Source organism: Rhizobium fabae (assembly GCF_003985135.1).
In the GTDB taxonomy this organism is placed as follows: Bacteria; Pseudomonadota; Alphaproteobacteria; order Rhizobiales; family Rhizobiaceae; genus Rhizobium; species Rhizobium pisi.
In genome coordinates, this window is the sequence record NZ_ML133650.1 from 36,122 (window position 1) to 56,204 (window position 20,083).

Genomic DNA, 20,083 nt, shown 5'->3' on the forward strand with positions numbered 1-20,083 from the left:
CGCCTCAGTACTCGAAGTTGACCATCTTGTAGAGAATGACATTCCCGATCGCCATGACGGCCAGCAGCACGCTCACCACCGTGGTTCCGTGGCCGCTATCCCAGACGGGATCGAAGTAGGTCGGCGACAACGCCTTGATCATCGCGTAGAGCAGAAACGGATAGAGCGACATGAAGATCGCCGTGATGCGTCCTTCCGAGGAAATCGCCTTGACCTTTGCCTTCAGCATATACCGGTCGCGCAGCGTCTTCGACAGGTTCTGCAGGATCTCCACGAGATTTCCGCCGGTTCCCGCCTGAACGCCCAGCGATATCGCAAGCAGGTTCAGGTCCTCGACGCCGACCCGGTCGGCCAAGTTGACAAGGGCATCGTCCAGCGTCACGCCGTAGGTGAGTTCATCGGAGAGGAGACCGAATTCGGTGCCGATCGGATCAGGCATCTCGCGTGCCACCAAAGAAATCGCCGCCGGTAGAGGGTGGCCGGCGGCCAAGCTTCGATTGGCGACATCGAGCGCTTCAGGAAGCTTCAGTTCGAATTTCCTCATGCGGCGCGCCCGTGCGCGCCAGACGACCAGTGCCGGGATAAGGAGGCAGACGAGGAGAAAGACGGGGATCCTAAACAGAGTGCTCGGCACGAGGAACCCCACGGCCAGCCACGTCACAAGGGCGCCCGCGATCGCAAAGAGAGCGAATCGCCTGGCATCGAACTTGATTCCGGACTGGGCGTAGAACTGCAGCAGCCGCTGCATGATGGGGGTTTGCCGCCAACCGCCGCCGGCACCGCGCTCCTTCAGCATATCGTTATAGGTCTTGCGATGATCATCGCTGACCTCGAGCAAGCTCAGCCGATGGTTCACGGCGCGGTGGCGTTCGGATGTCTTGAAGTAGCCGCGCATTATCGCTTCGACAGCAACAAGGGCGGCGGTGAAAACAGCCGCGTAAAGGAGAGTCAGGGTCATTGAACGGGTCCCGTTTGCAGCGGTTTGCCGGGATCAAAAATCGTCAAAGGGACCTCGATCCCGAGTTCGGCAAATTCCTCGACGAACCGCGGCCGGATGCCGGTGGCGCGGAATTCTCCATGGATCCGCCCGCCTTCATCGGTGCTGATTTTCTTGAATTTCATAATCTCCTGCATCTGCACGACTTCGCCCTCCATGCCGGTGATCTCGGAAATCGAGACAACCTTGCGGCTGCCGTCGCTTAGGCGCTGGACCTGCACGATCATGGTGATGGCGGACGAGATCTGCGAGCGAATGCTCAACTGCGACATCGGCATCCCTGCCATGCCGACCATCTGCTCGAGCCGCCCGACGGCATCGCGCGGCGTGTTGGCGTGAATGGTCGTCATCGACCCCTCGTGACCGGTATTCATCGCCTGCAGCATGTCGAACGCCTCGTCGCCGCGTACTTCGCCGACGATGATGCGGTCGGGACGCATGCGCAGGGCGTTTTTCAAAAGTTCGCGTTGCCGGATCTCGTTGCGTCCGTCGAGCGTCGGCGGCCGGGTTTCCAAACGCCCGACATGTGGCTGCTGCAGTTGAAGCTCGGCCGCGTCCTCGATGGTGATCAGGCGCTCCTTTGGAGAAATCTGCGACGAGAGCGCGTTCAGCAAGGTGGTCTTGCCAGAACCGGTGCCGCCTGAAATGACCATGGACACCTTGCCCTTGACCGCGGCGCTGAGGAGGATGCGCATCGCATCGGCCATGGCGCCATATTGCACCAGGCGCTCCATTGTCAGCGGCTTGCGCGTGAATTTACGAATGGAAACGAGCGGCCCATCGACCGAGATCGGCCTGATGGCGACGTTGACACGCGAGCCATCCTTGAGGCGGGCGTCAACCATCGGTGTTGACTCGTCGACACGGCGGCCAACCGCCGAGACGATCTTGTTGATCACCCGAAGGAGATGGTCCTCGTCTTTGAACCGCACGGCGGTGCTCTCGAGCTTGCCGCTCCGCTCGACATAGACGCTGTTGTAGCCGTTGATGAGAATATCTGCGATTGTGTCGTCGGCCAGCAGCGGCTCGATCGGTCCCAGCCCGAGCATCTCGTCGGTAATATCGCGGATCAGATCATTGATTTCCTTGGCATTCAGCGGAAAGTTGTTGGTCCGGATATAGTCCTTGACCAACGGCCGGATCTCGGTGGCGATCTCCTCGTTGTCGAGTGTGTCGAGGATCCCGAGGTTGATGCGATCGAGCAGGTAGCGGTGCAGGTTGACCCGCTCGGAAACCATGTCCGGCCCGAGCGAAGCCTCTTCGCCACTCGCCGTGGGTTGGGCAGGCATGTTCTCAACTGCGCCGACCAAAGACAGTTCGGCCGCCTCCAGATGTTCCCGGCTTTCCGGCTCCCGCTGCTTGTAGAAACGCCCCATGATACCGTTCGCCATGTTTCCCGCCCCCGAACTCTTATTTTACAATGACCGTGGAACCGACTTTCACCCTCTGATAGAGATCGATGACGTCGGCATTGCTCATGCGAAAACAGCCCGATGACGCGAAACCGCCGACCGTCGACTGCTCGTTCGTTCCATGAATGCGGTAGAGCGTGTCGGTCCCGCCCTTGTAGAGATAGATCCCGCGAGCACCCAATGGATTGAGCGGCCCGGCAGGTACCAGGTCCGGAAGTCCAGCCGCGCGCGCCTTCATCTCGGCAGGCGGGCGCCAGTCAGGCCACTCTGCCTTGCGTCCAACCTTGACCGTACCGCTCCAGCGAAATCCGTCTCGTCCGACGCCGATTTTGTAACGGATCGCGCGTCCTTCGGAGATGACGAGATCCAGCGTACGATTGCCGCTGACGATGACGATAGTCCCAGCCGCGTACCTTTTTTCGATCGTCACCACGGCGCTTGTCGTCGGCCCAAGGCTTCGCGGCACAAGCCCGCCTGCCGCGGCATCTCCGACAGCGGCCAGAATTGCCAAAACCGCAAGGCCGACATCGGCGGCGCAGGACCTTATGCGCCCATTGTCGATCGACCTCATCGCACCAGTGCTCCAAGCTTACCGACCGCGCCGCAGAAGCGCGCCCGGGAATTCACTTGAAATGGCAGCACGCCGCGGTTGACCGCCTCGCTCAAAGTATCCCAGTCATCCGCAATGACATGCGTCGGGATCTCCTTGAATATCTTTTCCGTTTGTTGTCGGCGCAGGCCGAGGCCGAAAAGCTTGGAGCGGTATTTGTTGATGACGATGAATATCTGATCCGAACTGCCACGCAGCCGTACCAGATTGGCAAACAAATCCTTGGCTTGAGAAAGTGCAGGGACCGTCATTTCGGTGACGATGCAGACGCTGTTGACCGAAGTGAGCACCTCGTATTTCCACGGCGTGTCATAATAGGGAATGTCGATGATCGTATGGTCGCTCTCGAAGGCGGCCACGTCGAGCATACGCAGCACGAGTTCCCTGCCCTTCGGTGCCAAAAGGACTGATGGCTGCTTGAAGGACAGCAGTGAAAAGCCCCCCGAATGACGCTTTCGCACCAGATCGATGAATTCCAGATCGACCCGGGAAGGATTGGCGATGACTGGTTTCAAGTCGTAGTCGTTGACGAGGTTGAGATAGTAGCCAAGCGTCCCGGAGCAAAAATCCATGTCGAACAGGTCAATCCGAGGCGTGGAATTCTTGGTCGGCTGGGCCAGCACATGCGCAAGCGACGAAGCGATCATGCTGGCGCCTGCGCCACCGACGGCTGAGACCACGGCATGCACCCGGCTGTCGCTGGCTCCAGTGCCTGGCGCATGGGTCGAAATCATGTCGATCAGTGCGCGGCGCTCGAGCGGCTTCTTCAGCCAGTCATTGCCGTTCAGGCGGAAGAGCAGCCGCAGCATGTCATCCGGCAGGTCTTCGGAAACGACGACGAGCGGAATGTCCCGATAGCTGGTGCGAAATGCGAAAAGCTCCGGCTGGTGCAGCAAATTCCCGTTGTCGACGTCGAGAACGATCAGGTCGAACTTCGTCGGATCGAAACGGCCCTTTTCCCCCAGCGCCTTCAGCGCCAGATGGCGGACATCGTAACGCGAAAGCGACCCGAACGTATCGAGCATGAAGCTCGCTGCAGCCGCATCGTCGGAGAGAACCAGGATCTTGGTAGATGCGGCAATGTTCATGTGAGCTGTCATTTTCGCTTTCCTACGCGTAATTTAAGGAGTCAGCAGGTTGAGCACGTCTTTAGATCTTCCGTCGTGATCGTCACCGGATGAGCCGGGATGGTGACGTCGTTAAGTCCCAGCAGCCCGCCGAGGATCGGCAGATCGAAGGTGATATTGCGCACCTCCAGCCGCATCGTCAGCACAGGCCCGTCCGGCCGGCCCCAATAGCCGAGCCCCGATCGCTGATAGGTGACCATCAGCTTATCCGGCGTGATGCGCCAATTGAGGTCGCAAATGCCGGGGTGAGGATCAGTTCCCGCGCTGCAAACGCCGTCGCTCCCCAGGACGATCCGGTTCAATGCCGCCGTGCAGTTGGCAAGAGCCGGTCCGCAGGTCGAGGATATTGTTGCATCGTTTGGCGCCGCTTTGCCGTTGTTGAGTGGATCGGCAGCTCCGACCGGGAAAACGGCATTGAAATTCGTTGTCACCGGATCGGATACAGCGGCCAAACGGGCACCATATTGCAGTGCCTTGACCGTCTGATTCCACTGAGACATTGCATAGCCGAACTCGATGAAGGCGGCGAATACCAGCATGACGATCGGAAAGGTAAGCAATGCTTCGATAAGGCTGGCACCACTGCTATCCTGCCAGAATGTCCTGATCGCCCGAAAGGTCACCATCCGATGTATCTCTCTTCGTGGGAGGAACTGATCGTGATCGCATCGATTCCCAGAAAGCCGAACACCGGCGAAGCCTGGTAAAGATGAGCAGTGGAAATGGTGATGTTCCCGTCTGCATCGGGTGCAGTGATGGTGATATCGGCAGCGTTCGTCCAGCCGGGTACACGGGGTTGAGCGTCTGCCGCAGGTGTTTGGGTTCCGTAAAAGGCGATCGTCTTCGCAGTCGCCTGATTACATGTCGGCACATAGGTTCCCGACGCCGGTCGGCATCGCGAAAGGTAACGCCCCGCATCGCGCAAGCCTGCGTCGATCTGCATACGCTGCCAGAAGATGCTGCCAAACTCCAGTATCCCCGCCGCAAAGAACGTCACAAAGGGAATGGCGAGCAACGCTTCGGCAAGCACCGCGCCTTCCTCCCGCCGCCAGAAGCCGAGGCAAAGCCGATGCCTGATAAAGTTGCGGAGCGCCATCATCTGACCAGCTCCGCTTCTTCCCGCAGGAATTCGTCCAGCGTACCGCGACCACCCTTGCCGGTGATGTCGATCATCTCCAGGGAAAGGTATCGTTCGCCGGCATCCTTTATCGCCGGCTTGGTCAGGAACATGCGCGCGAAGGCCACGGCGCGAGTGGCCTTATGACCGTTTAGATGGCCGACTGAGGCTTCATAGCCACAATTGACAATGGCTGAGAAGATCTCGCGGCGATCACCATATTCGGCCGCCGTATAGTTCGAAAGGTCCGGGCCGCTATAGCACTGGCCGCCAGTTGCCGGTGTTCCGGTCTCACCATTCGCCGAGGCATGGCTGATGAGAGACGGGTTTGCAAGCTCGTAACGATAAACATCGTAAGCGGAGGGTTGGCCTGGTGTTCCAGTCGGCGCTGGATAACTGGAGTAGTTGCTCAGGACCGTGCTCACCGAGGGCACGGCCGTTCCCTGCGCGACGTTCCAATATGTCGTGTACTGCCAATTGTTGCTGCTGCTGATCTGGCCGCCGGAAAGCGAGGTCATGGCCGCTCCGTAGCCTAGCGGCAAAGCCTTGGTGGCATCGCCGACAACGGCTCCGACCGTGACCGGATTGTAGGTATCGCAGGCCTTCTTTCCCTTACCGGTGATTGTCTGAGCGGAGCGTACGTTTTGGGCGGGTCGGTAACGATAATCTCCGTTCGCCTTGTTAAAGGATGAGGAGTAATAGCCGAAGCGCGTATTCACGCCGTCCTCGACTGGCCCCGCCATTGCGCCGGTCTCCGTATCGAGGCTGTCCTGTGTGTAGCAGGTACCAGGATTGCCGGTGGCAAGAGCCTCCGCCAGGACGGACGCACCATTGCCCAGGGGGGTCCGCAGGAACCCGAAATTGCCGGGACCGGGATTGGACGCCGAAGTGCTGTGAAGCTCGATCTGTCGCCCGTAGAGATTGCCGGCCGCAAAATTGGTGTGCAAGGCCGCAGCTGCAGTTTCGCTGGCGCTTTCACTCGTGTTCCCCGCCGGCTCGAACGGATTGCAGATAAAGATCGGCGTCACGTCGCAGGCGCTGGCGTGGTATACCGCCACGGCGTCGGCAGAGATGTTGATCGTATTGCGGGTGAAGCCAACCGGGATCGGAAAGATCGTCGTCATCGCCTGCGGCTTGGCGATGACCCAGGCGTAGGAAGCTTCGCTGGCCGTTGTCGTTTCCATCGAAGACGGGATGGGCGTATCGTCGTCGGCCGGGATGCTCTTCAGAAAAAGCACGGTGACCGTGCTCCCGGCATCGTTTCCGGCATGGTAGGCCACGGTAATATAAGAGCCAAGCGACATGCCGGTCCCGCCGCCTGAAAAAGCCGCACTATTGGCGATTTTCTCGACCGCCGTTTGTGCCCTCGAAATGGCATCATCGCGGCCATCGAGTTCGCGGGCTCCGGCCAGCGCCATCGCATCGACCGCGTTCTGGAGATCAGTATGGAGGTTGCTGCTGCGGCCGACATCGATGATCAGAAGCGAAAAGCCGAGAAGCATTGGCATGGCGATGAGCGTCAAGGCGATGACATAGCCACGATGATCGTTCCAGAACCGTCTGACAACCCTGCTCAGCATTGGCATACCCCCATCACGGCGCTATCGCCGTGACGACCCTGTTTCGTGCATTTTCCCTTCCGGCGCGCGGCCGCCGTTCATGCCTTTCGAACAGCTACTGGCTAACAGTGGCCCCACTGGACGCACCATTGGCCTCCATGGCCGGCGGCTGAATAACGCCCGCCCCGCCGTTCTGGTACTGAGTGACCACCCTGCGGATCACCTTGCCGTCGCTTGCGATACGGGTTCGCTGAGCTTCCGGCGGGAACGGGTCCTCGGTATGGATCGCCTTGTTGGCTTCCATCGCGTTGCCGGCCCCGAAGGTGATGGTGTCGCGATGGTTCATGTAATCGGCGCAGCCCGAAGCCAGGCCGGCGGCTGCAAGGACGAGAAGGACGCGCTTAGCGTTTTGTAAGAGCAACTTGGCCTCCCTGGTTCAGGTCGAGACGATGGCCATAAGGCCCAGTCACACCTACGCCATTGCGAAAGCGTCGGAGCATATCCTTGTCGACCTCCAGGACACCGAGCGCGAAAAGCTCGGCGTCGTTGGACGAACGCGTCTGATCGAGCGGACTGTAGAGGTCTTCACCCGGGCGGGCCGGCCGCACAATGTGCGGAGTGACGACGATAACGAGGTCGGATTCCTTCTTCTGGAAACTCGTCGAACGGAACAGGGCGCCGAGGACCGGTATCTGCCCGAGGCCAGGCAGTTGCTGGATGTCTTTGGCATTGATCGACTGCAGCAGGCCCGCCATGGCAAAGCTCTGGCCGTCGCGAAGCGCTACCGTGGTGCTGGCAGCGCGCGAGATGAAACCCGGATTGCCGTTGACGTTGATCGACGGATCAATCTCGGAAACCTCAGGCTCGATCTCCAAATTGATGACGCCGTCGTCAAGCACCACCGGCTTGAAGGTCAGCCGCACACCAAAGGGGCGATAGTCCGTCTCGGTGGCGACTGTCGTGCCGTTGTTCGTCGTCTTCAGGATCGGCACTTCACCGCCGGCATGGAAGCTGGCGGTCGAGCCGCTCATTGCGATGAGGTTGGGCTGAGCCAGACGACGCACCAATCCCTTCTGCTCGAGCGCGTTGATGACCACGTCGATGCGGCCGCCCGAAATTTCCAGAACCTTGGCGATCAACTGGCCGAAGGGTAGCATACCTGTTGCCGCACCCTTGGGGTCAACGAGGGTACGTACCAGGCTGCCGTTATCGTCCACGCCGATACCCTGGCTGGTCGTTGCCTTGCCGATGCCGTTGTTGCCGCGCCCGGACCAGCCGATCCCGAGGTCACGACCCGTCTGGCGTGAGGCTTCAATGACACGGACCTCCAGCATCACCTGCTGGCTGTCGCTGACGCGCAACTGGTTCAGCACCGGTTGGTCGGAGTAGGACTGGGCGACGTCCATCACCCGCTGCAATTCGACGCCGTCACGGACCATGCCTGTCAGGCGAATGCGATCGTTGGAGTTGACCACGGTAACCCGGGCCGAGGGCGCGGCAGAGCGAATGGCGGCGGCGACTTCGGTGAAATCGCTGGCAACGCGGATGTCGATGACACCGAGAAGCGCCTTGTCGTCGCCATAGACCGAGATATTGGTGGCGCCGATCTTCTTGCCACGAATGAACAGCGACTTGTCGGAAAGCGGCACCACGTCGATCATTTCGGCGTTGCCGATGACGAGATCGCCGAAGGGCTGGCCGGTATTGAGTGTCAGCGTCGCGTTGGGAGGCAATGTCACATGCTGGACCGATTTGCCTAAGGTGACCGACTTTTCCTGTGCGTTGGCGCGGCCGGCAAATCCAGGCCCTAAACACACACAGGCCGAAAACACTGCCGCCAGTGCCGCAAGGCTTTTCGTCCCTGCGATTCTTCTCTTGCCATTCGCCATGCCTGCGTTAGCCCCCCTCATTCGGCTGACCGCACCTGCGGCAGGCCGCATAAACATCATTGGACCAGGCCGACTCGGTGCTCCTCGCGCTTCGTCGTGTTCCAGACCCCTACCGTCACCCATTTCGGCTCGACCGGCAACACCGGCTCGACTTTTTGTTCCACAATCTGCACTTGTTTTTCAGGTTCTGGCAACTTATTCTTTTCCAAGTCGTTGCCGAGCTCCGCCGCCATCGCCCCGCCACCAAGGTCGGCGACGGTGATCGGGCGGGTCTGCTCGACTGAGGAAGAGGCAATATTGCGAAGCGCCAGCGAAAGCGTGCCGATACTGGAGCCGAGGGTAAGGCGCTGCGCCTCATCGGTCGTGACCTCAAAGGTCACGGTTTTGACGACGGATGGCTCGTCCTTGCGCTCATCTGCCGTCTGGTCCACCGCCAGCACCTTGACGCCTTGCAGCAACACGTCAACGAAGGTCTGATCGTTGCCTGCCGGCCCGCGCTCGACCCGCGTCAGAAGCACGTCGACGCGATCGGAAGGCCTTACGAAGCCGGCAACGCCGAGCACGTCGTTGACGCGGATGGAAACCGCCTTCATGCCCTGATCGAGGGCTGCCGACAGCGTGGCGCGTTCGCCGGTACCAGTGATTTTCGAGGATAGCACCGGCTCGCCCGGGTCGATCGCCGCCATGGCATAGCGCGGCTGGGCATCGCTGCCAACGACCGCCTCAATGCTGACGAACGAGCCTGCGGGTGTTTCATTGGAGGGCCATGCAATGGCTCTGAGGTTTTCGGATCGAATCCGGTCGCCGAAACGCATTGGCGTGGCCGCGACAATGAGTGTCCGTTCCTCGGCCTTCATGCCGTTCATCGCCAGCAGCCGGGCCTTTTGATCGGAGAGATACTCGCGCATGCCGAAAACTGCTGCTGCTGCGAGTACAAATGCAATAACGAGACTTAAAATCGTTGAAGAACGCATCGCGGTTACTCGCTACACTGGACGGAGCGCATCCATTCATTGATGCTAATTTAGAAGAGAGGGGTTAACAAAACCCCTCGCTTCTTCGAACGCCAATATCAGGCTGCCGGGGCGCTCAGGTGGGCGGTAAACCAACCTGCCCAGCCGTTCCAAACGGTGGCAAGATTGGTGCCGGCCAATGTCACCGCCGTGATCACGCCGCCAACCAGCAAGGCAAGCAGAATGAGGTATTCGGTAAGTGCGACGCCATCTTCTTCTCGCGCGAAAGCGCGTACGCTATTTACAAAGGCTTTCATCGAGAATTTCCTCCCAGATAAGTTGTGCGCCGTAATTCCCCCCGGCCGCCTTGTCGTCGAGACCGCCTCTTCGACTGCGAACATTAATAATCTCTTAACTCTAATTTAGTCAATTGATTTATACGTGCCGCTTCGACATCTATACTTTATGGTTAAGACCAAAGTCCGCGGTACCATTCGTAAAAACCGACTCACGGGTCGGGCTTTATTGGAACAAAACTTGGAAAACAGGCAATAATAGCCCAAAAGGTTGAATTCTATGCTAATGATGATCGATGTTATTAATTCTATTTCAGTATTTCTTTTTCTATACGCCGCGTGGACCGATTTCCGCTCATGGAAGATTCCCAACACGGTTGTGCTCGCGCTCGTTGCACTTTATGCATTGCGCACGGTGGCCGTGATCCTTAGCTCCGAGGATGTCGGCGCTGCCCTGTTTGCTTCGAGCGGAATTGGCGGCAACGTCGGGGCCGGTCTGCTGATGTTCATGCTTGGGGTGATGCTCTGGGCGTTCCGGCTGTTTGGCGCAGGAGACGCCAAGCTTTTCCTGCCGATCGGCCTTTTTGTCGGATGGCACGGAATGCTGCCGTTTTCGTTTTTGCTTCTCGTCCTCGGCGTCGTGACGCTCCTGCTCCTGCGGCTGCCGGTGCCGCTGCCCGTCGCACATCTCGCCTTTTTCATACGCGTCGAGGAAATCCGGGCGAGCCGGAAAGTACCTTATGGAGTCGTCATGGTTTTCGCCGCGCTCCTCACCTTGGCTTTGCCCATTATCCGACAGCAGCTAGGGTGACCTTGCATCGACATAGCTGCTTCCTCGCAAGCGCCCCATTGCCAAAGCAGGACGTTGCGCGCCTGCGGCCGCGGATCTTCGATCCGGCTGGCGAAAGCGAAGCGCTGCAGCCAGCCATGGCTCAATGGCAGGCCAATCTCGGCGCATCCGCGCCTGAGGCATTCGTGATCGACGTGCCCTATTTCTGTGGGCGCGGCGGCGACAGCTACCGTTTTGGCTACGCCTGGATCAGCCAGCCGGGCTGAACGAAATCAGGATTTCAGTTCCTTCCAGGCTGCATCCAGCGCCAGCTTGGTGATTCTCGCCATCTCATCCACCTCCGCATGGCTGATGACGAGCGGCGGCGAGGCCAGCATGCGGTCACCTGTGGCGCGCAGGACAAGGCCGTTTGCCAGCGCGTGGTTGCGCACCAGCGAACCGATCTGATCGGGCTTTTCATAACGGGTGCGCGTGCTCTTCTCGGCGGCAAGCTGCAACCCGCCCATCAGGCCGATGCTGTCAGCCGCGCCGACGAGATCATGCTCAGCCAGTGCTGCCCAGGCCCTGCCGAAATACGGGCCGATATCGTCGCGCACGCGTTCGACCAGCCTTTCCTCCTCGATGATGCGCAGGTTTTCGAGCGCCGCGGCAGCGCAGACCGGATGGCCGGAATAGGTGAAGCCATGATTGAAATCGCCGACCTCGTTGATCAGCACATCTGCAATGCGGTCGCTGACGAGCACGCCGCCGATCGGCAAATAGCCCGAGGAAAGTCCCTTGGCGATCGGCGCGAGATCCGGCTCGACGCCGAAATGCTGATGGCCGAACCAGGAACCCAGGCGACCGAAACCGCAGATCACTTCGTCGGTCACGAGCAGGATATTGCGCGCCTTGCAGATCCGGTCGATCTCCGGCCAGTAGGTTTCGGGAGGGATGATGACGCCGGCGGCCCCCTGCACCGGCTCGGCGACGAAGGCGGCGACATTTTCCTCGCCCAGTTCGTCGATCTTGGCTTCGAGTTCGCGTGCGACCTTCAGACCGAATTCATCGGGCGAGAGATCGCCGCCCTCGCCGTACCAGTAAGGCTGACCGATATGGACGATGCCTGGTATCGGCAGGCCGCCCTGCTCGTGCATGTATTTCATGCCGCCGAGGCTGGCACCGGCGACGGTCGAGCCATGATAGCCGTTCTTCCGCGCGATCACGATCTTCTTCGACGGCTTGCCGACGGCGCTCCAATAGACTCGGGCCATGCGGAACCATGTGTCGTTCGCTTCCGAGCCGGAGCCGGTAAAGAAGATATGGTTGAAACGTGCGCCAGCATGAGAGGTGACCTTCGCGGCAAGCAACGCGGTCGGCGTCGAGGTCGTGCCGAAGAAGGTGTTGTAATAGGGCAGTTCGTTCATTTGCCGCGCGACGGCTTCGGTGATCTCCCGGCGGCCATAACCGACATTGACGCACCAGAGACCGGCAAAGCCGTCGAGATATTTCCTGCCGTGATTGTCGAAGATGTAGACGCCCTCGCCGCGCTGAATGACGCGCGTGCCTTCGGCATTCAGCTTTTTCATGTCAGCGAAGGGATGCAGGTGATGCGCGGCGTCGATCGCGGCGAGATTCGAAAGCGGGTAAGTATCGGGCATGGCTGGTGAAAAACCCTCGTGGATTGAAAGGCTGCTGTCGATGGGGTAGGAGCTTGGCCTTGTCCCAGAGGATTTTCAAGGTCATGGTGAGCGACAGGATGGACAGCAAGGCCGAAGGCGGCGACCCGCGTTTCGAAATCCTGGTCGTCGGCATGAATGGCGACCTGCGCGGCAAGCAGCTTCCGCCTGGCGCCGAAGACAAGGTCTGGAGCGGCGACGTCCGCCTGCCGGCCTCGACGCAATCGCTCGACATCTGGGGCGACGACAATGATGACATCACCGGCGTGTCGCTGACGATCGGCGATCCCGATGGCAAGCTCATTCCCGACCGGCGCAGCCTCACACCGATGCCATGGGCGCCCGAAGGCTCGATGCAGGTGCTCGCCACCATGCACGAATTCGACGGCAGTCCGAGTTTCATGGACCCGCGCGCCATCCTCGCTTCGGTGCTGGAACGTTATGCCACGCGCGGATTGACGCCTGTCGTGGCGACCGAGCTGGAATTCTATGTCATGTCAGGGGATTGGCGCGAAACCGGGCGTCCCTCCCCGCCCGAAAGCCTCACCTATCGCGGCGAGCCGAACGGTTTTCAGCTCTACGACATGAACGCCGTCGACGCGCTCGATGACTACCTCGGCACGCTGAGAGCCTATGCAAAGGCACAGGGACTGCCGGCGGATGCGACGACGGCGGAGTTCGGTCCCGGTCAGTTCGAGGTCAACCTGCTGCACCGTCCCGACGCGCTGGCGGCCGCCGACGACTGCCTCTATCTCAAGCGTATCGCCGAGCAAGCGGCGCGACGCCACGGGCTGAAATCGACCTGCATGGCCAAGCCCTATTCCGGACATGCGGGTTCCGGCCTGCATGTGCATGCGAGCATCATCGACAGGCAAGGCCGCAACATCCTCGATGCCAAGGGCGGCGAGCCTAAGCTCATCAAATCGGTCACGTCAGGGTTGCTCAATACTATGCGCGAGGCGCAGCTGATCTTCGCCCCCTTCGCCAACTCCTACCGGCGCTTCCAGCCAGGCTCCTTCGCACCAGTCGACCTGACCTGGGGCAGCGGCCATCGCGGCACGGCAATCCGCATACCCGATACGGACGGACCGGCCGCGCGCATCGAGCATCGCGTCGCCGGCGCCGACGCCAATCCCTACCTGTTGCTGGCTGCGATCCTCGGCGGCATGCTCTCCGGTCTCGACGGCGAACTCGACCCCGGCGAAGAGACGACGCCCTCGTATACGCCTGCGAACACGGCGCGGCTGACGCATGATTTCCTCAGCGCTGTCGAGGCCTTCCGCACCTCGCCCTTCATCGCCGACATCTTCGGCCCGCGTTACCAGGCGCTCTATGGCGACACCAAGCGCAAAGAAGCGCTGGCGCATCTGCGCACGGTCTCGGATTTCGACTACCGCACCTATCTGCCGCGGCTCTGAAGCCTATGCCGCGGCGACCTAGGCAGCGGGCTCGCGGCGTTCGCTTGCGTCCACCTGGGCTGCGAGACCCTGCTTGACGAGGACCTTCAATTCGCCCGGGTGCAGCCGGATCGAGACATCGCGTTGGAGCGGCAGCAACTCGCCGTCCATGACGCAATTGGCCTTGGAACGCAGTTTCGGGAAGTGCAGATGCACCTCGGCCGGATGCATCACCATGACGTCAGCGTTCTCGCGGACCTTGCCGCGCAGCATATCGATGGCGAGACGGGCAACCCCAAGAGGCTTCAGCGGATTTGCCGTATAGAAGCCGAGTTCACCACTTCTCAGATTATCGGCGTAGAGCAGCGCGTTCTCGCCGAAGGGATTGTTGGAGACCGAGATCGCCGATACCCAGCGGCGCTCCCGCGTGCCTGCCGCCTCGAACTCGACCTCGAATTCCGGTGGATTGAACACGACGCCCAAGGCCGCCTTCGTGCTCGCCCTGATCTTGCCTAGCCGGGAGCGATAGCTGTAGGCGTTGCGGTAGCGCACCATGCGGGCGTGCAGACCGGCGGAAAACTGATGGATGAAGGGCCGGCCATTGGCACTGGCGATATCGACATTGTCGACCTCGCCGGAGGCGAGCACATCGAGCGCCTGCCAGATATCGAGCGGCACACGCAATGAGCGGGCAAAGAGGTTCATCGTGCCGGCAGGCACGACACCAAGGGCAATGCCGTTCCTCCAGGCGATTGACGCCGCCGCCGAAATCGTGCCGTCGCCGCCGCCGGCGACGATGCCATCGATATCATCACGTTTGGCGGCCCGCTCCATGGCGGGAATGATTTCCTTTCCTGAGAAAACGATGGCGTCGAAATCGTGCCCTGCTTCGCGGAAAGCCGCCTCCGCCCGCTTCTCGTAGGCCAGCATGTCGGTGGTCTTGAAGGTACCGCCGTCGCGATTGAAAAAGCCTACAAGCTTCATGAGGGCTCCCGTCTCTGGCGCGGAAAAGATCCTGCCTTGCCCTTGAGATGGTTGCTGTATGGGCGATTTCAAGCGCCGGCGCTTCTCCCGCGACATGGCCGAAATGCAAATATTGCAACGGACATATGCACATAGCAGGACGCTGCACTGCGAAAAACGCACTCGACGCCTGCCGATATATCACGGATAGATCAGATATCGGAGAGATCGTCTCCACCTCCCGCTATTTTACGATCGCCCTGCGGCCACGCCCGCGCCAGAGGGCCTTTGCCAAGCAGAAAACCGCCTCGAGGAGCTCTCGTGAGTGAGATCACAGTCAATGATTCCATCGATAGCCGGGACGAAGAGCTGCTGCCGTCGGCGACGACAGTAGCGCTGGTTCAACTGGCGCTCGCCTGTGGTGGCTTCGGCATCGGTACCGGCGAATTCGCGATCATGGGGCTGCTGCCCAATGTCGCCGAGACTTTCTCGGTGACGACACCGCAGGCCGGCTACGTCATCAGCGCCTATGCACTCGGCGTCGTCATCGGCGCGCCCGTCATCGCCGTGCTCGCCGCCAAGATGGCGCGCCGCACGCTGCTTTTGACGCTGATGCTCGTTTTTGCCGCCGGCAATATATCCAGCGCCGTGGCCCCGACCTTCGAGACCTTCACGTTCCTGCGTTTCATCAGCGGCCTGCCGCATGGTGCCTATTTCGGCGTCGCGGCCCTCGTCGCCGCCTCGATGGTGCCGGTGCATCGGCGCGCCCGCGCGGTCGGGCGTGTCATGCTCGGCCTCACCGTCGCCACGCTTGTCGGTACGCCCTTGACGACGTTCTTCGGCCAGTCGCTCGACTGGCAGGTGGCGTTTTTCTCCGTCGGCGTGCTGGGCCTGCTGACGGTCGCACTGATCTGGTTCTACGTTCCGAAGGACAGGGTTTCCGAGGAGGCGGGGTTCCTGCGCGAACTCGGCGCCTTCCGCCGGCCGCAGGTATGGCTGACCCTCGGCATTGCCGCCGTCGGCTATGGCGGCATGTTCGCGATGTTCAGCTATATCGCCTCGACGACGACCGAGGTGGCGATGCTGCCGGCAAGCGCAGTTCCGGCCATGCTGATCCTCTTCGGCGTCGGCATGAATGCTGGCAATTTCATCGGCTCCTGGCTCGCCGACAAGTCGCTGCTCGGCACGATCGGCGGCTCGCTCGTCTATAATATCGTCGTACTCACCACCTTCTCGCTGACGGCGGCCAACCCTTACATGCTCGGCCTCTGCGTTTTCCTCGTCGGCTGTGGTTTTGCGGCCGGCCCGGCGCTGCAGACGCGGCTGATGGATGTCGCCGCCGATGCGCAGACGCTTGCCGCTGCGTCCAACCATTCCGCCTTCAACATCGCCAATGCGATCGGCGCCTGGCTCGGCGGCCTCGTCATTGCCTGGGGTTACGGCTTTGCGGCAACCGGTTATGTCGGCGCAGCGCTCTCCTTCCTCGGGCTCTTCGTCTTTGCAGCCTCGCTACGTCTGGAGCGTCGCGACCGGAGCACACAGGCCGTCTGAGGCCATGCGGAGCTCGCGGCCTTCCGGGCTGCAGAAGACATAGTCGTCGCCCCAGGCGGCGAGCGCTCGAATGACCGGCTTCAGCGTCATGCCAAGCGGCGTCATTGCATATTCGACGCGCGGCGGCACCACCGGAAAGACCGCGCGCGACAATAGGCCGGCCTCTTCCAGTTCGCGCAGTTGCTTGGTCAGCATGCGCTGGGTCACGGCCGGCAATTTACGGCGCAGTTCGTTGAAACGCAGGGTACCTTCCATCAGATGGAAGAGGATCACGCCTTTCCATTTGCCGTCGAGATAACTCAACGTCGCCTCGACCGGACAGCCGGGAAAGTTCTTGACGAGCTTGGCGCGCGGCAACGACATTTTACAGTATCCTTTTAGGTACTACGTACAGAATTTGTGCATTCTTGCGTTGTCAGAACATAATGCGCATCTAGCTTCCGTGCAACGAACACAGGAGTTCCCCATGCGCGCCGTCGCCTATAAAACGCCACAACCGATTTCTGCCGAGACCTCGCTGATCGATGTCGAGCTGCCGATGCCGGAGGCCAAGGGTCACGATCTGCTGGTCGAGATCAGGGCCATTTCGGTCAATCCCGTCGATGTGAAGGTCCGCGCCCATTCCGCACCACCTGCAGACGAGCTCAAGGTGCTCGGCTGGGACGCTGCCGGCATCGTCAAGGCGATTGGAGCGGAGGTCACGCTGTTTGAGCCTGGCGACGAGGTATTCTACTCCGGCATCATCAGCCGACCGGGCAGCAATGCCGAATTCCATCTCGTCGACGAGCGCATCGTCGGCACCAAACCGAAAAGCCTCGATTTCGCGGCCGCGGCCGCCCTGCCGCTGACCTCGATCACCGCCTATGAAGCTCTCTTCGACCGGTTGAAGGTGCAGGATGCGGTTTCGGGAGCGGCACGCTCCATACTGATCATCGGCGGCGCGGGCGGCGTCGGCTCGATCGCCATCCAGATCGCCAGGGCGCTGACCGATCTCATCGTAATCGCGACCGCGTCACGGCCGGAAACGCAGGATTGGGTGAAAGAACTCGGCGCGCATCACGTCGTCGACCATTCCAAACCGATCGCGCCGCAGGTGGCAGCACTCGGCATCGGCGCGCCGGGATTCATATTTTCGACCACCAATACCGACAGCCATATCGGCGACATCGTCGAGGCGATTGCGCCGCAGGGCCGCTTCGCGCTGATCGACGACCCGAAGACGCTCGACATCGTGCCCTTCAAGCGCAAAGCCGTCTCCGTTCATTGGGAACTGATGTTCACCCGTCCGCTCTACGGTACGCCTGACATGATCGAGCAGCACAAGCTGCTGAACAAGGTTTCCGAACTCGTCGACGCCGGAAAGGTCCGCACGACGCTTTCGGAGATCGTCGGGCCGATCAATGCTGCGAATCTCAAGAAGGCGCATGCCATGATCGAAAGCGGCAAGATGAAGGGCAAAGCGGTGCTTACAGGATTCTGAGGTCGCCAGCTGGGCGGGTGTTGAATGCCGCATCGCGGGGTGCGACATTCTGGCGTTAAGCATTTACCCCGCTTGACTTTTTCCGCGTTCGGGACCACCTAGCATCCCACGTGGACGGCACTTGTCTTCCGCGGATTTCAACGGAGTCATCTTAACGATGCCAAGCGACAGTAGCAGTCGATTGCCTTTGCCGTACGCGGCCCTCGTGCGCTGACCGACTCCTGTCGGCTCGCTCGTCGGACGCTACGGCGGATCGACGGAAAGGCGAGCCTCAAATGAATATCAATCGCTTCCCTCTTCGGGCAGGCCATGCCGCCCGTGCCTTCATCAACAACAGCCGCGGCGCAACGATCGCCGAACACGTCGATGCGTTGAATGCGCTGAGCGTCCAGGACGCCGGGCGCGTGCTGTCGGGCATGCCGCTGGACTATGCCGTCAACATTCTCGACCGGCCGGAGCTTCGCAACGCCGCACAGATCCTTGCGCTCATGGGCGCGGAGGACGCTGCCCGGCTGCTACATGGCATGTCCAACGACCGCGTCGCCGACGTGCTGCTCGAACTCGACGGCGAGGCCCGCGCTCGTCTGTTCTCCAGCCTCGACGAGCCGGTGCGCATCGCCATCCAGCACCTGATGGGCTATCCGCCGCGCACGGCCGGCGGCATCATGACGACGGAATTCGTCAGCGTGCCTGATAGCTGGACCGTCGCCCAGACACTCGACCATGTGCGCCAGGTCGAACGCTCGCGCGAGACGGTCTATGCCATCTACGTGCTCGACGAGGTGAGCCATGCACTGATGCATGTGGTGACGCTCCGCCGCCTCATCACCGGCGAGCCGGACGCGTCTATCCTCTCGGTGGCGCAGAAGGGCACGCCGGTTTCGGCCGATCCACTGATGAAGCAGGAAGATGTCGCCCGGCTGATCCGCAAACACGACCTGCTCGCCCTGCCCGTCACCGACGAACATGGGCAGGTGCTCGGCATCGTCACCGTCGACGACGTAATCGACACGATGATATCGGACACGACGGAAGCAGCCCAGAAGTTCGGCGGCATGGAAGCGCTCGGCCAGCCCTACATGAAGATCAACTTCGCCGGCATGATCCGCAAGCGCGCCGGCTGGCTCGCAGCGCTTTTCCTCGGCGAGATGCTGACGGCAAGCGCCATGCAGCATTTTGAAGGCGAGCTTGAGAAGGCTGTGGTGCTGACGCTGTTCATCCCGCTGATCATGAGCTCGGGCGGCAATTCCGGTTCGCAGGCGACCTCGCTGATCATCCGGGCGCTGGCGCTGGGCGAATTGAAGCTTTCGGACTGGTGGAAGGTGCTCTTGCGCGAATTGCCGACCGGCATCGTGCTCGGTGCGATCCTCGGCCTCGTCGGCTTCATCCGCATCGTCTTCTGGCAGTCGGCCGGCCTCTATGATTACGGCCCGCACTGGCAGATGGTCGCCATCACGGTGTTTGCCGCCTTGATCGGGATCGTCACCTTCGGCTCGATCTGCGGCTCGATGCTGCCCTTCTTGTTGCAGAAGCTCCGGCTCGATCCGGCTAGCGCGTCGGCTCCCTTCGTCGCCACGCTGGTCGACGTCACCGGGCTCGTCATCTACTTCTCGGTGGCGCTGCTCATCCTCAGCGGTACGCTGCTGTAGAGCATGCATACGGCAAGCCCGAGGGGAATTATTTTCCCTCGGGCAACTTCAACGGACCGTGCGTCTTGATGCTGCGGATGGCGAAGTTCGAACGGATGTCGCTGACATTCGGCAGGGTCAGCAGCGTCTCGGTTAGAAGCCGGTCATAGGCGGCGAGATCCTCCACCACCACTTCGGCCAAGAAATCCGCGGTACCCGAGATCAGGAAGCAGGAGACGATCTCGGGGATGGCGAGCAGCGCCTTCTGCTGCGCCTCCGAATTCTCGCGACTGTGATGAACAACCTTGAATTCCACGAAGACGGTCAGGCCGAGGCCGACTTCCTTGCGATCGATATCGGCGGTGTATCCGCGGATGATGCCGGTACGTTCGAGATTGCGGATGCGGCGCAGACAGGGCGACGGCGAGAGATTCACCTTCTCGGCGATCTCGACATTGGTGGCCCGCGCATCCTCCTGCAGGCATTTCAGGATGGCAATATCGAATTTATCGAGATTTGGCATTTTCACGATATCCATAGGCGCAAGTTGGCAGAAGATTGCGTGTAGCATGATTTTTGAGCCACAGATAGCAAGGACATGCCCCGGCCTCTGGCGCTAATCTTTTCCTCAACCGGACAGGCTCCGGACTAGGGAA

General features: G+C 60.7%; 21 protein-coding genes. 6 read left to right on the top strand and 15 right to left on the bottom strand.

Annotated features, from left to right (window positions below; genetic code table 11):
* Nucleotides 1-4: 4 nt before the first annotated feature.
* The 11 genes from EFB14_RS13620 to EFB14_RS13670 all read right to left on the bottom strand — a co-directional run bounded on the left by EFB14_RS13620 (nt 5) and on the right by EFB14_RS13670 (nt 9,981).
* Nucleotides 5-958 (bottom strand): type II secretion system F family protein, encoded by a 954-nt coding sequence (locus EFB14_RS13620; RefSeq protein ID WP_126825978.1) that lies wholly within the window; start codon nt 956-958, stop codon nt 5-7.
* A complete protein-coding gene (locus EFB14_RS13625; protein ID WP_125846175.1) occupies nt 955-2,388 on the bottom strand; it encodes a TadA family conjugal transfer-associated ATPase in 1,434 nt (477 codons plus the stop codon). Before EFB14_RS13625 ends, EFB14_RS13620 begins: the two co-directional genes overlap by 4 nt.
* 19 nt (nt 2,389-2,407) lie before the next feature.
* On the bottom strand, nt 2,408-2,980 hold the full coding sequence (locus EFB14_RS13630; protein WP_125846176.1) for a L,D-transpeptidase: 573 nt from the start codon (nt 2,978-2,980) through the stop codon (nt 2,408-2,410).
* Entirely contained in the window at nt 2,977-4,119 is a 1,143-nt protein-coding gene (locus tag EFB14_RS13635) for a response regulator/pilus assembly protein (RefSeq protein ID WP_125846177.1), read from the bottom strand. The genes EFB14_RS13630 and EFB14_RS13635 overlap by 4 nt, the downstream gene beginning before the upstream one ends.
* 29 nt (nt 4,120-4,148) lie before the next feature.
* Entirely contained in the window at nt 4,149-4,772 is a 624-nt protein-coding gene (locus tag EFB14_RS13640) for a TadE/TadG family type IV pilus assembly protein (RefSeq protein WP_126825981.1), read from the bottom strand.
* On the bottom strand, nt 4,766-5,245 hold the full coding sequence (locus EFB14_RS13645) for a TadE/TadG family type IV pilus assembly protein (RefSeq protein WP_125846179.1): 480 nt from the start codon (nt 5,243-5,245) through the stop codon (nt 4,766-4,768). The genes EFB14_RS13640 and EFB14_RS13645 overlap by 7 nt, the downstream gene beginning before the upstream one ends.
* A complete protein-coding gene (locus EFB14_RS13650; RefSeq protein WP_125846180.1) occupies nt 5,242-6,843 on the bottom strand; it encodes a TadE/TadG family type IV pilus assembly protein in 1,602 nt (533 codons plus the stop codon). The genes EFB14_RS13645 and EFB14_RS13650 overlap by 4 nt, the downstream gene beginning before the upstream one ends.
* A 94-nt stretch (nt 6,844-6,937) precedes the next feature.
* Complete coding sequence (locus tag EFB14_RS13655; RefSeq protein WP_125846181.1) at nt 6,938-7,243, bottom strand: hypothetical protein; 306 nt, start codon at nt 7,241-7,243, stop codon at nt 6,938-6,940.
* On the bottom strand, nt 7,224-8,711 hold the full coding sequence (locus tag EFB14_RS13660) for a type II and III secretion system protein family protein (RefSeq protein ID WP_126825985.1): 1,488 nt from the start codon (nt 8,709-8,711) through the stop codon (nt 7,224-7,226). Before EFB14_RS13660 ends, EFB14_RS13655 begins: the two co-directional genes overlap by 20 nt.
* Before the next feature lie 56 nt (nt 8,712-8,767).
* The gene (gene cpaB / locus EFB14_RS13665) at nt 8,768-9,685 is read right to left on the bottom strand and encodes a Flp pilus assembly protein CpaB (RefSeq protein WP_125846183.1); all 918 of its coding nucleotides are present in this window, start codon (nt 9,683-9,685) and stop codon (nt 8,768-8,770) included.
* A 98-nt stretch (nt 9,686-9,783) separates the two neighbouring features.
* On the bottom strand, nt 9,784-9,981 hold the full coding sequence (locus EFB14_RS13670) for a Flp family type IVb pilin (protein WP_125846184.1): 198 nt from the start codon (nt 9,979-9,981) through the stop codon (nt 9,784-9,786).
* A 259-nt stretch (nt 9,982-10,240) separates the two neighbouring features.
* On the opposite strand from EFB14_RS13670, the gene EFB14_RS13675 reads away from it, so the two are divergent.
* Together EFB14_RS13675 and EFB14_RS13680 are read left to right on the top strand one after the other, a co-directional pair.
* The gene (locus tag EFB14_RS13675) at nt 10,241-10,771 is read left to right on the top strand and encodes an A24 family peptidase (RefSeq protein ID WP_126825988.1); all 531 of its coding nucleotides are present in this window, start codon (nt 10,241-10,243) and stop codon (nt 10,769-10,771) included.
* Between the two features lie 38 nt (nt 10,772-10,809).
* A complete protein-coding gene (locus EFB14_RS13680; protein ID WP_125846186.1) occupies nt 10,810-11,016 on the top strand; it encodes a hypothetical protein in 207 nt (68 codons plus the stop codon).
* A gap of 6 nt (nt 11,017-11,022) precedes the next feature.
* Here EFB14_RS13680 and EFB14_RS13685 read toward each other — a convergent pair whose 3' ends face one another.
* Nucleotides 11,023-12,390: an aspartate aminotransferase family protein gene (locus tag EFB14_RS13685; RefSeq protein WP_126825991.1), complete on the bottom strand. Its 1,368-nt coding sequence runs from the start codon at nt 12,388-12,390 to the stop codon at nt 11,023-11,025.
* An 83-nt stretch (nt 12,391-12,473) separates the two neighbouring features.
* On the opposite strand from EFB14_RS13685, the gene EFB14_RS13690 reads away from it, so the two are divergent.
* The gene (locus EFB14_RS13690; RefSeq protein WP_126826634.1) at nt 12,474-13,826 is read left to right on the top strand and encodes a glutamine synthetase family protein; all 1,353 of its coding nucleotides are present in this window, start codon (nt 12,474-12,476) and stop codon (nt 13,824-13,826) included.
* An 18-nt stretch (nt 13,827-13,844) separates the two neighbouring features.
* On the opposite strand, the gene EFB14_RS13695 is transcribed toward EFB14_RS13690, so the two are convergent.
* Nucleotides 13,845-14,789: a diacylglycerol/lipid kinase family protein gene (locus EFB14_RS13695; RefSeq protein WP_126825994.1), complete on the bottom strand. Its 945-nt coding sequence runs from the start codon at nt 14,787-14,789 to the stop codon at nt 13,845-13,847.
* A 300-nt stretch (nt 14,790-15,089) separates the two neighbouring features.
* Here EFB14_RS13695 and EFB14_RS13700 point away from each other — a divergent pair, with 300 nt between their 5' ends.
* Nucleotides 15,090-16,319: an MFS transporter gene (locus EFB14_RS13700; RefSeq protein WP_126825996.1), complete on the top strand. Its 1,230-nt coding sequence runs from the start codon at nt 15,090-15,092 to the stop codon at nt 16,317-16,319.
* Here the strand turns inward: EFB14_RS13700 and EFB14_RS13705 are convergent.
* Nucleotides 16,278-16,682: a winged helix-turn-helix transcriptional regulator gene (locus EFB14_RS13705; RefSeq protein WP_125846190.1), complete on the bottom strand. Its 405-nt coding sequence runs from the start codon at nt 16,680-16,682 to the stop codon at nt 16,278-16,280. The two genes, EFB14_RS13700 and EFB14_RS13705, sit on opposite strands and share 42 nt — an antisense overlap.
* 103 nt (nt 16,683-16,785) lie before the next feature.
* On the opposite strand from EFB14_RS13705, the gene EFB14_RS13710 reads away from it, so the two are divergent.
* Nucleotides 16,786-17,799: a zinc-binding alcohol dehydrogenase family protein gene (locus EFB14_RS13710; protein WP_126825999.1), complete on the top strand. Its 1,014-nt coding sequence runs from the start codon at nt 16,786-16,788 to the stop codon at nt 17,797-17,799.
* Nucleotides 17,800-18,074: 275 nt separating this feature from the next.
* Entirely contained in the window at nt 18,075-19,448 is a 1,374-nt protein-coding gene (gene mgtE / locus EFB14_RS13715; protein ID WP_126826001.1) for a magnesium transporter, read from the top strand.
* Between the two features lie 28 nt (nt 19,449-19,476).
* On the opposite strand, the gene EFB14_RS13720 is transcribed toward mgtE, so the two are convergent.
* Nucleotides 19,477-19,998 (bottom strand): Lrp/AsnC family transcriptional regulator, encoded by a 522-nt coding sequence (locus EFB14_RS13720; RefSeq protein ID WP_183604852.1) that lies wholly within the window; start codon nt 19,996-19,998, stop codon nt 19,477-19,479.
* Between the last annotated feature and the right edge of the window lie 85 nt (nt 19,999-20,083).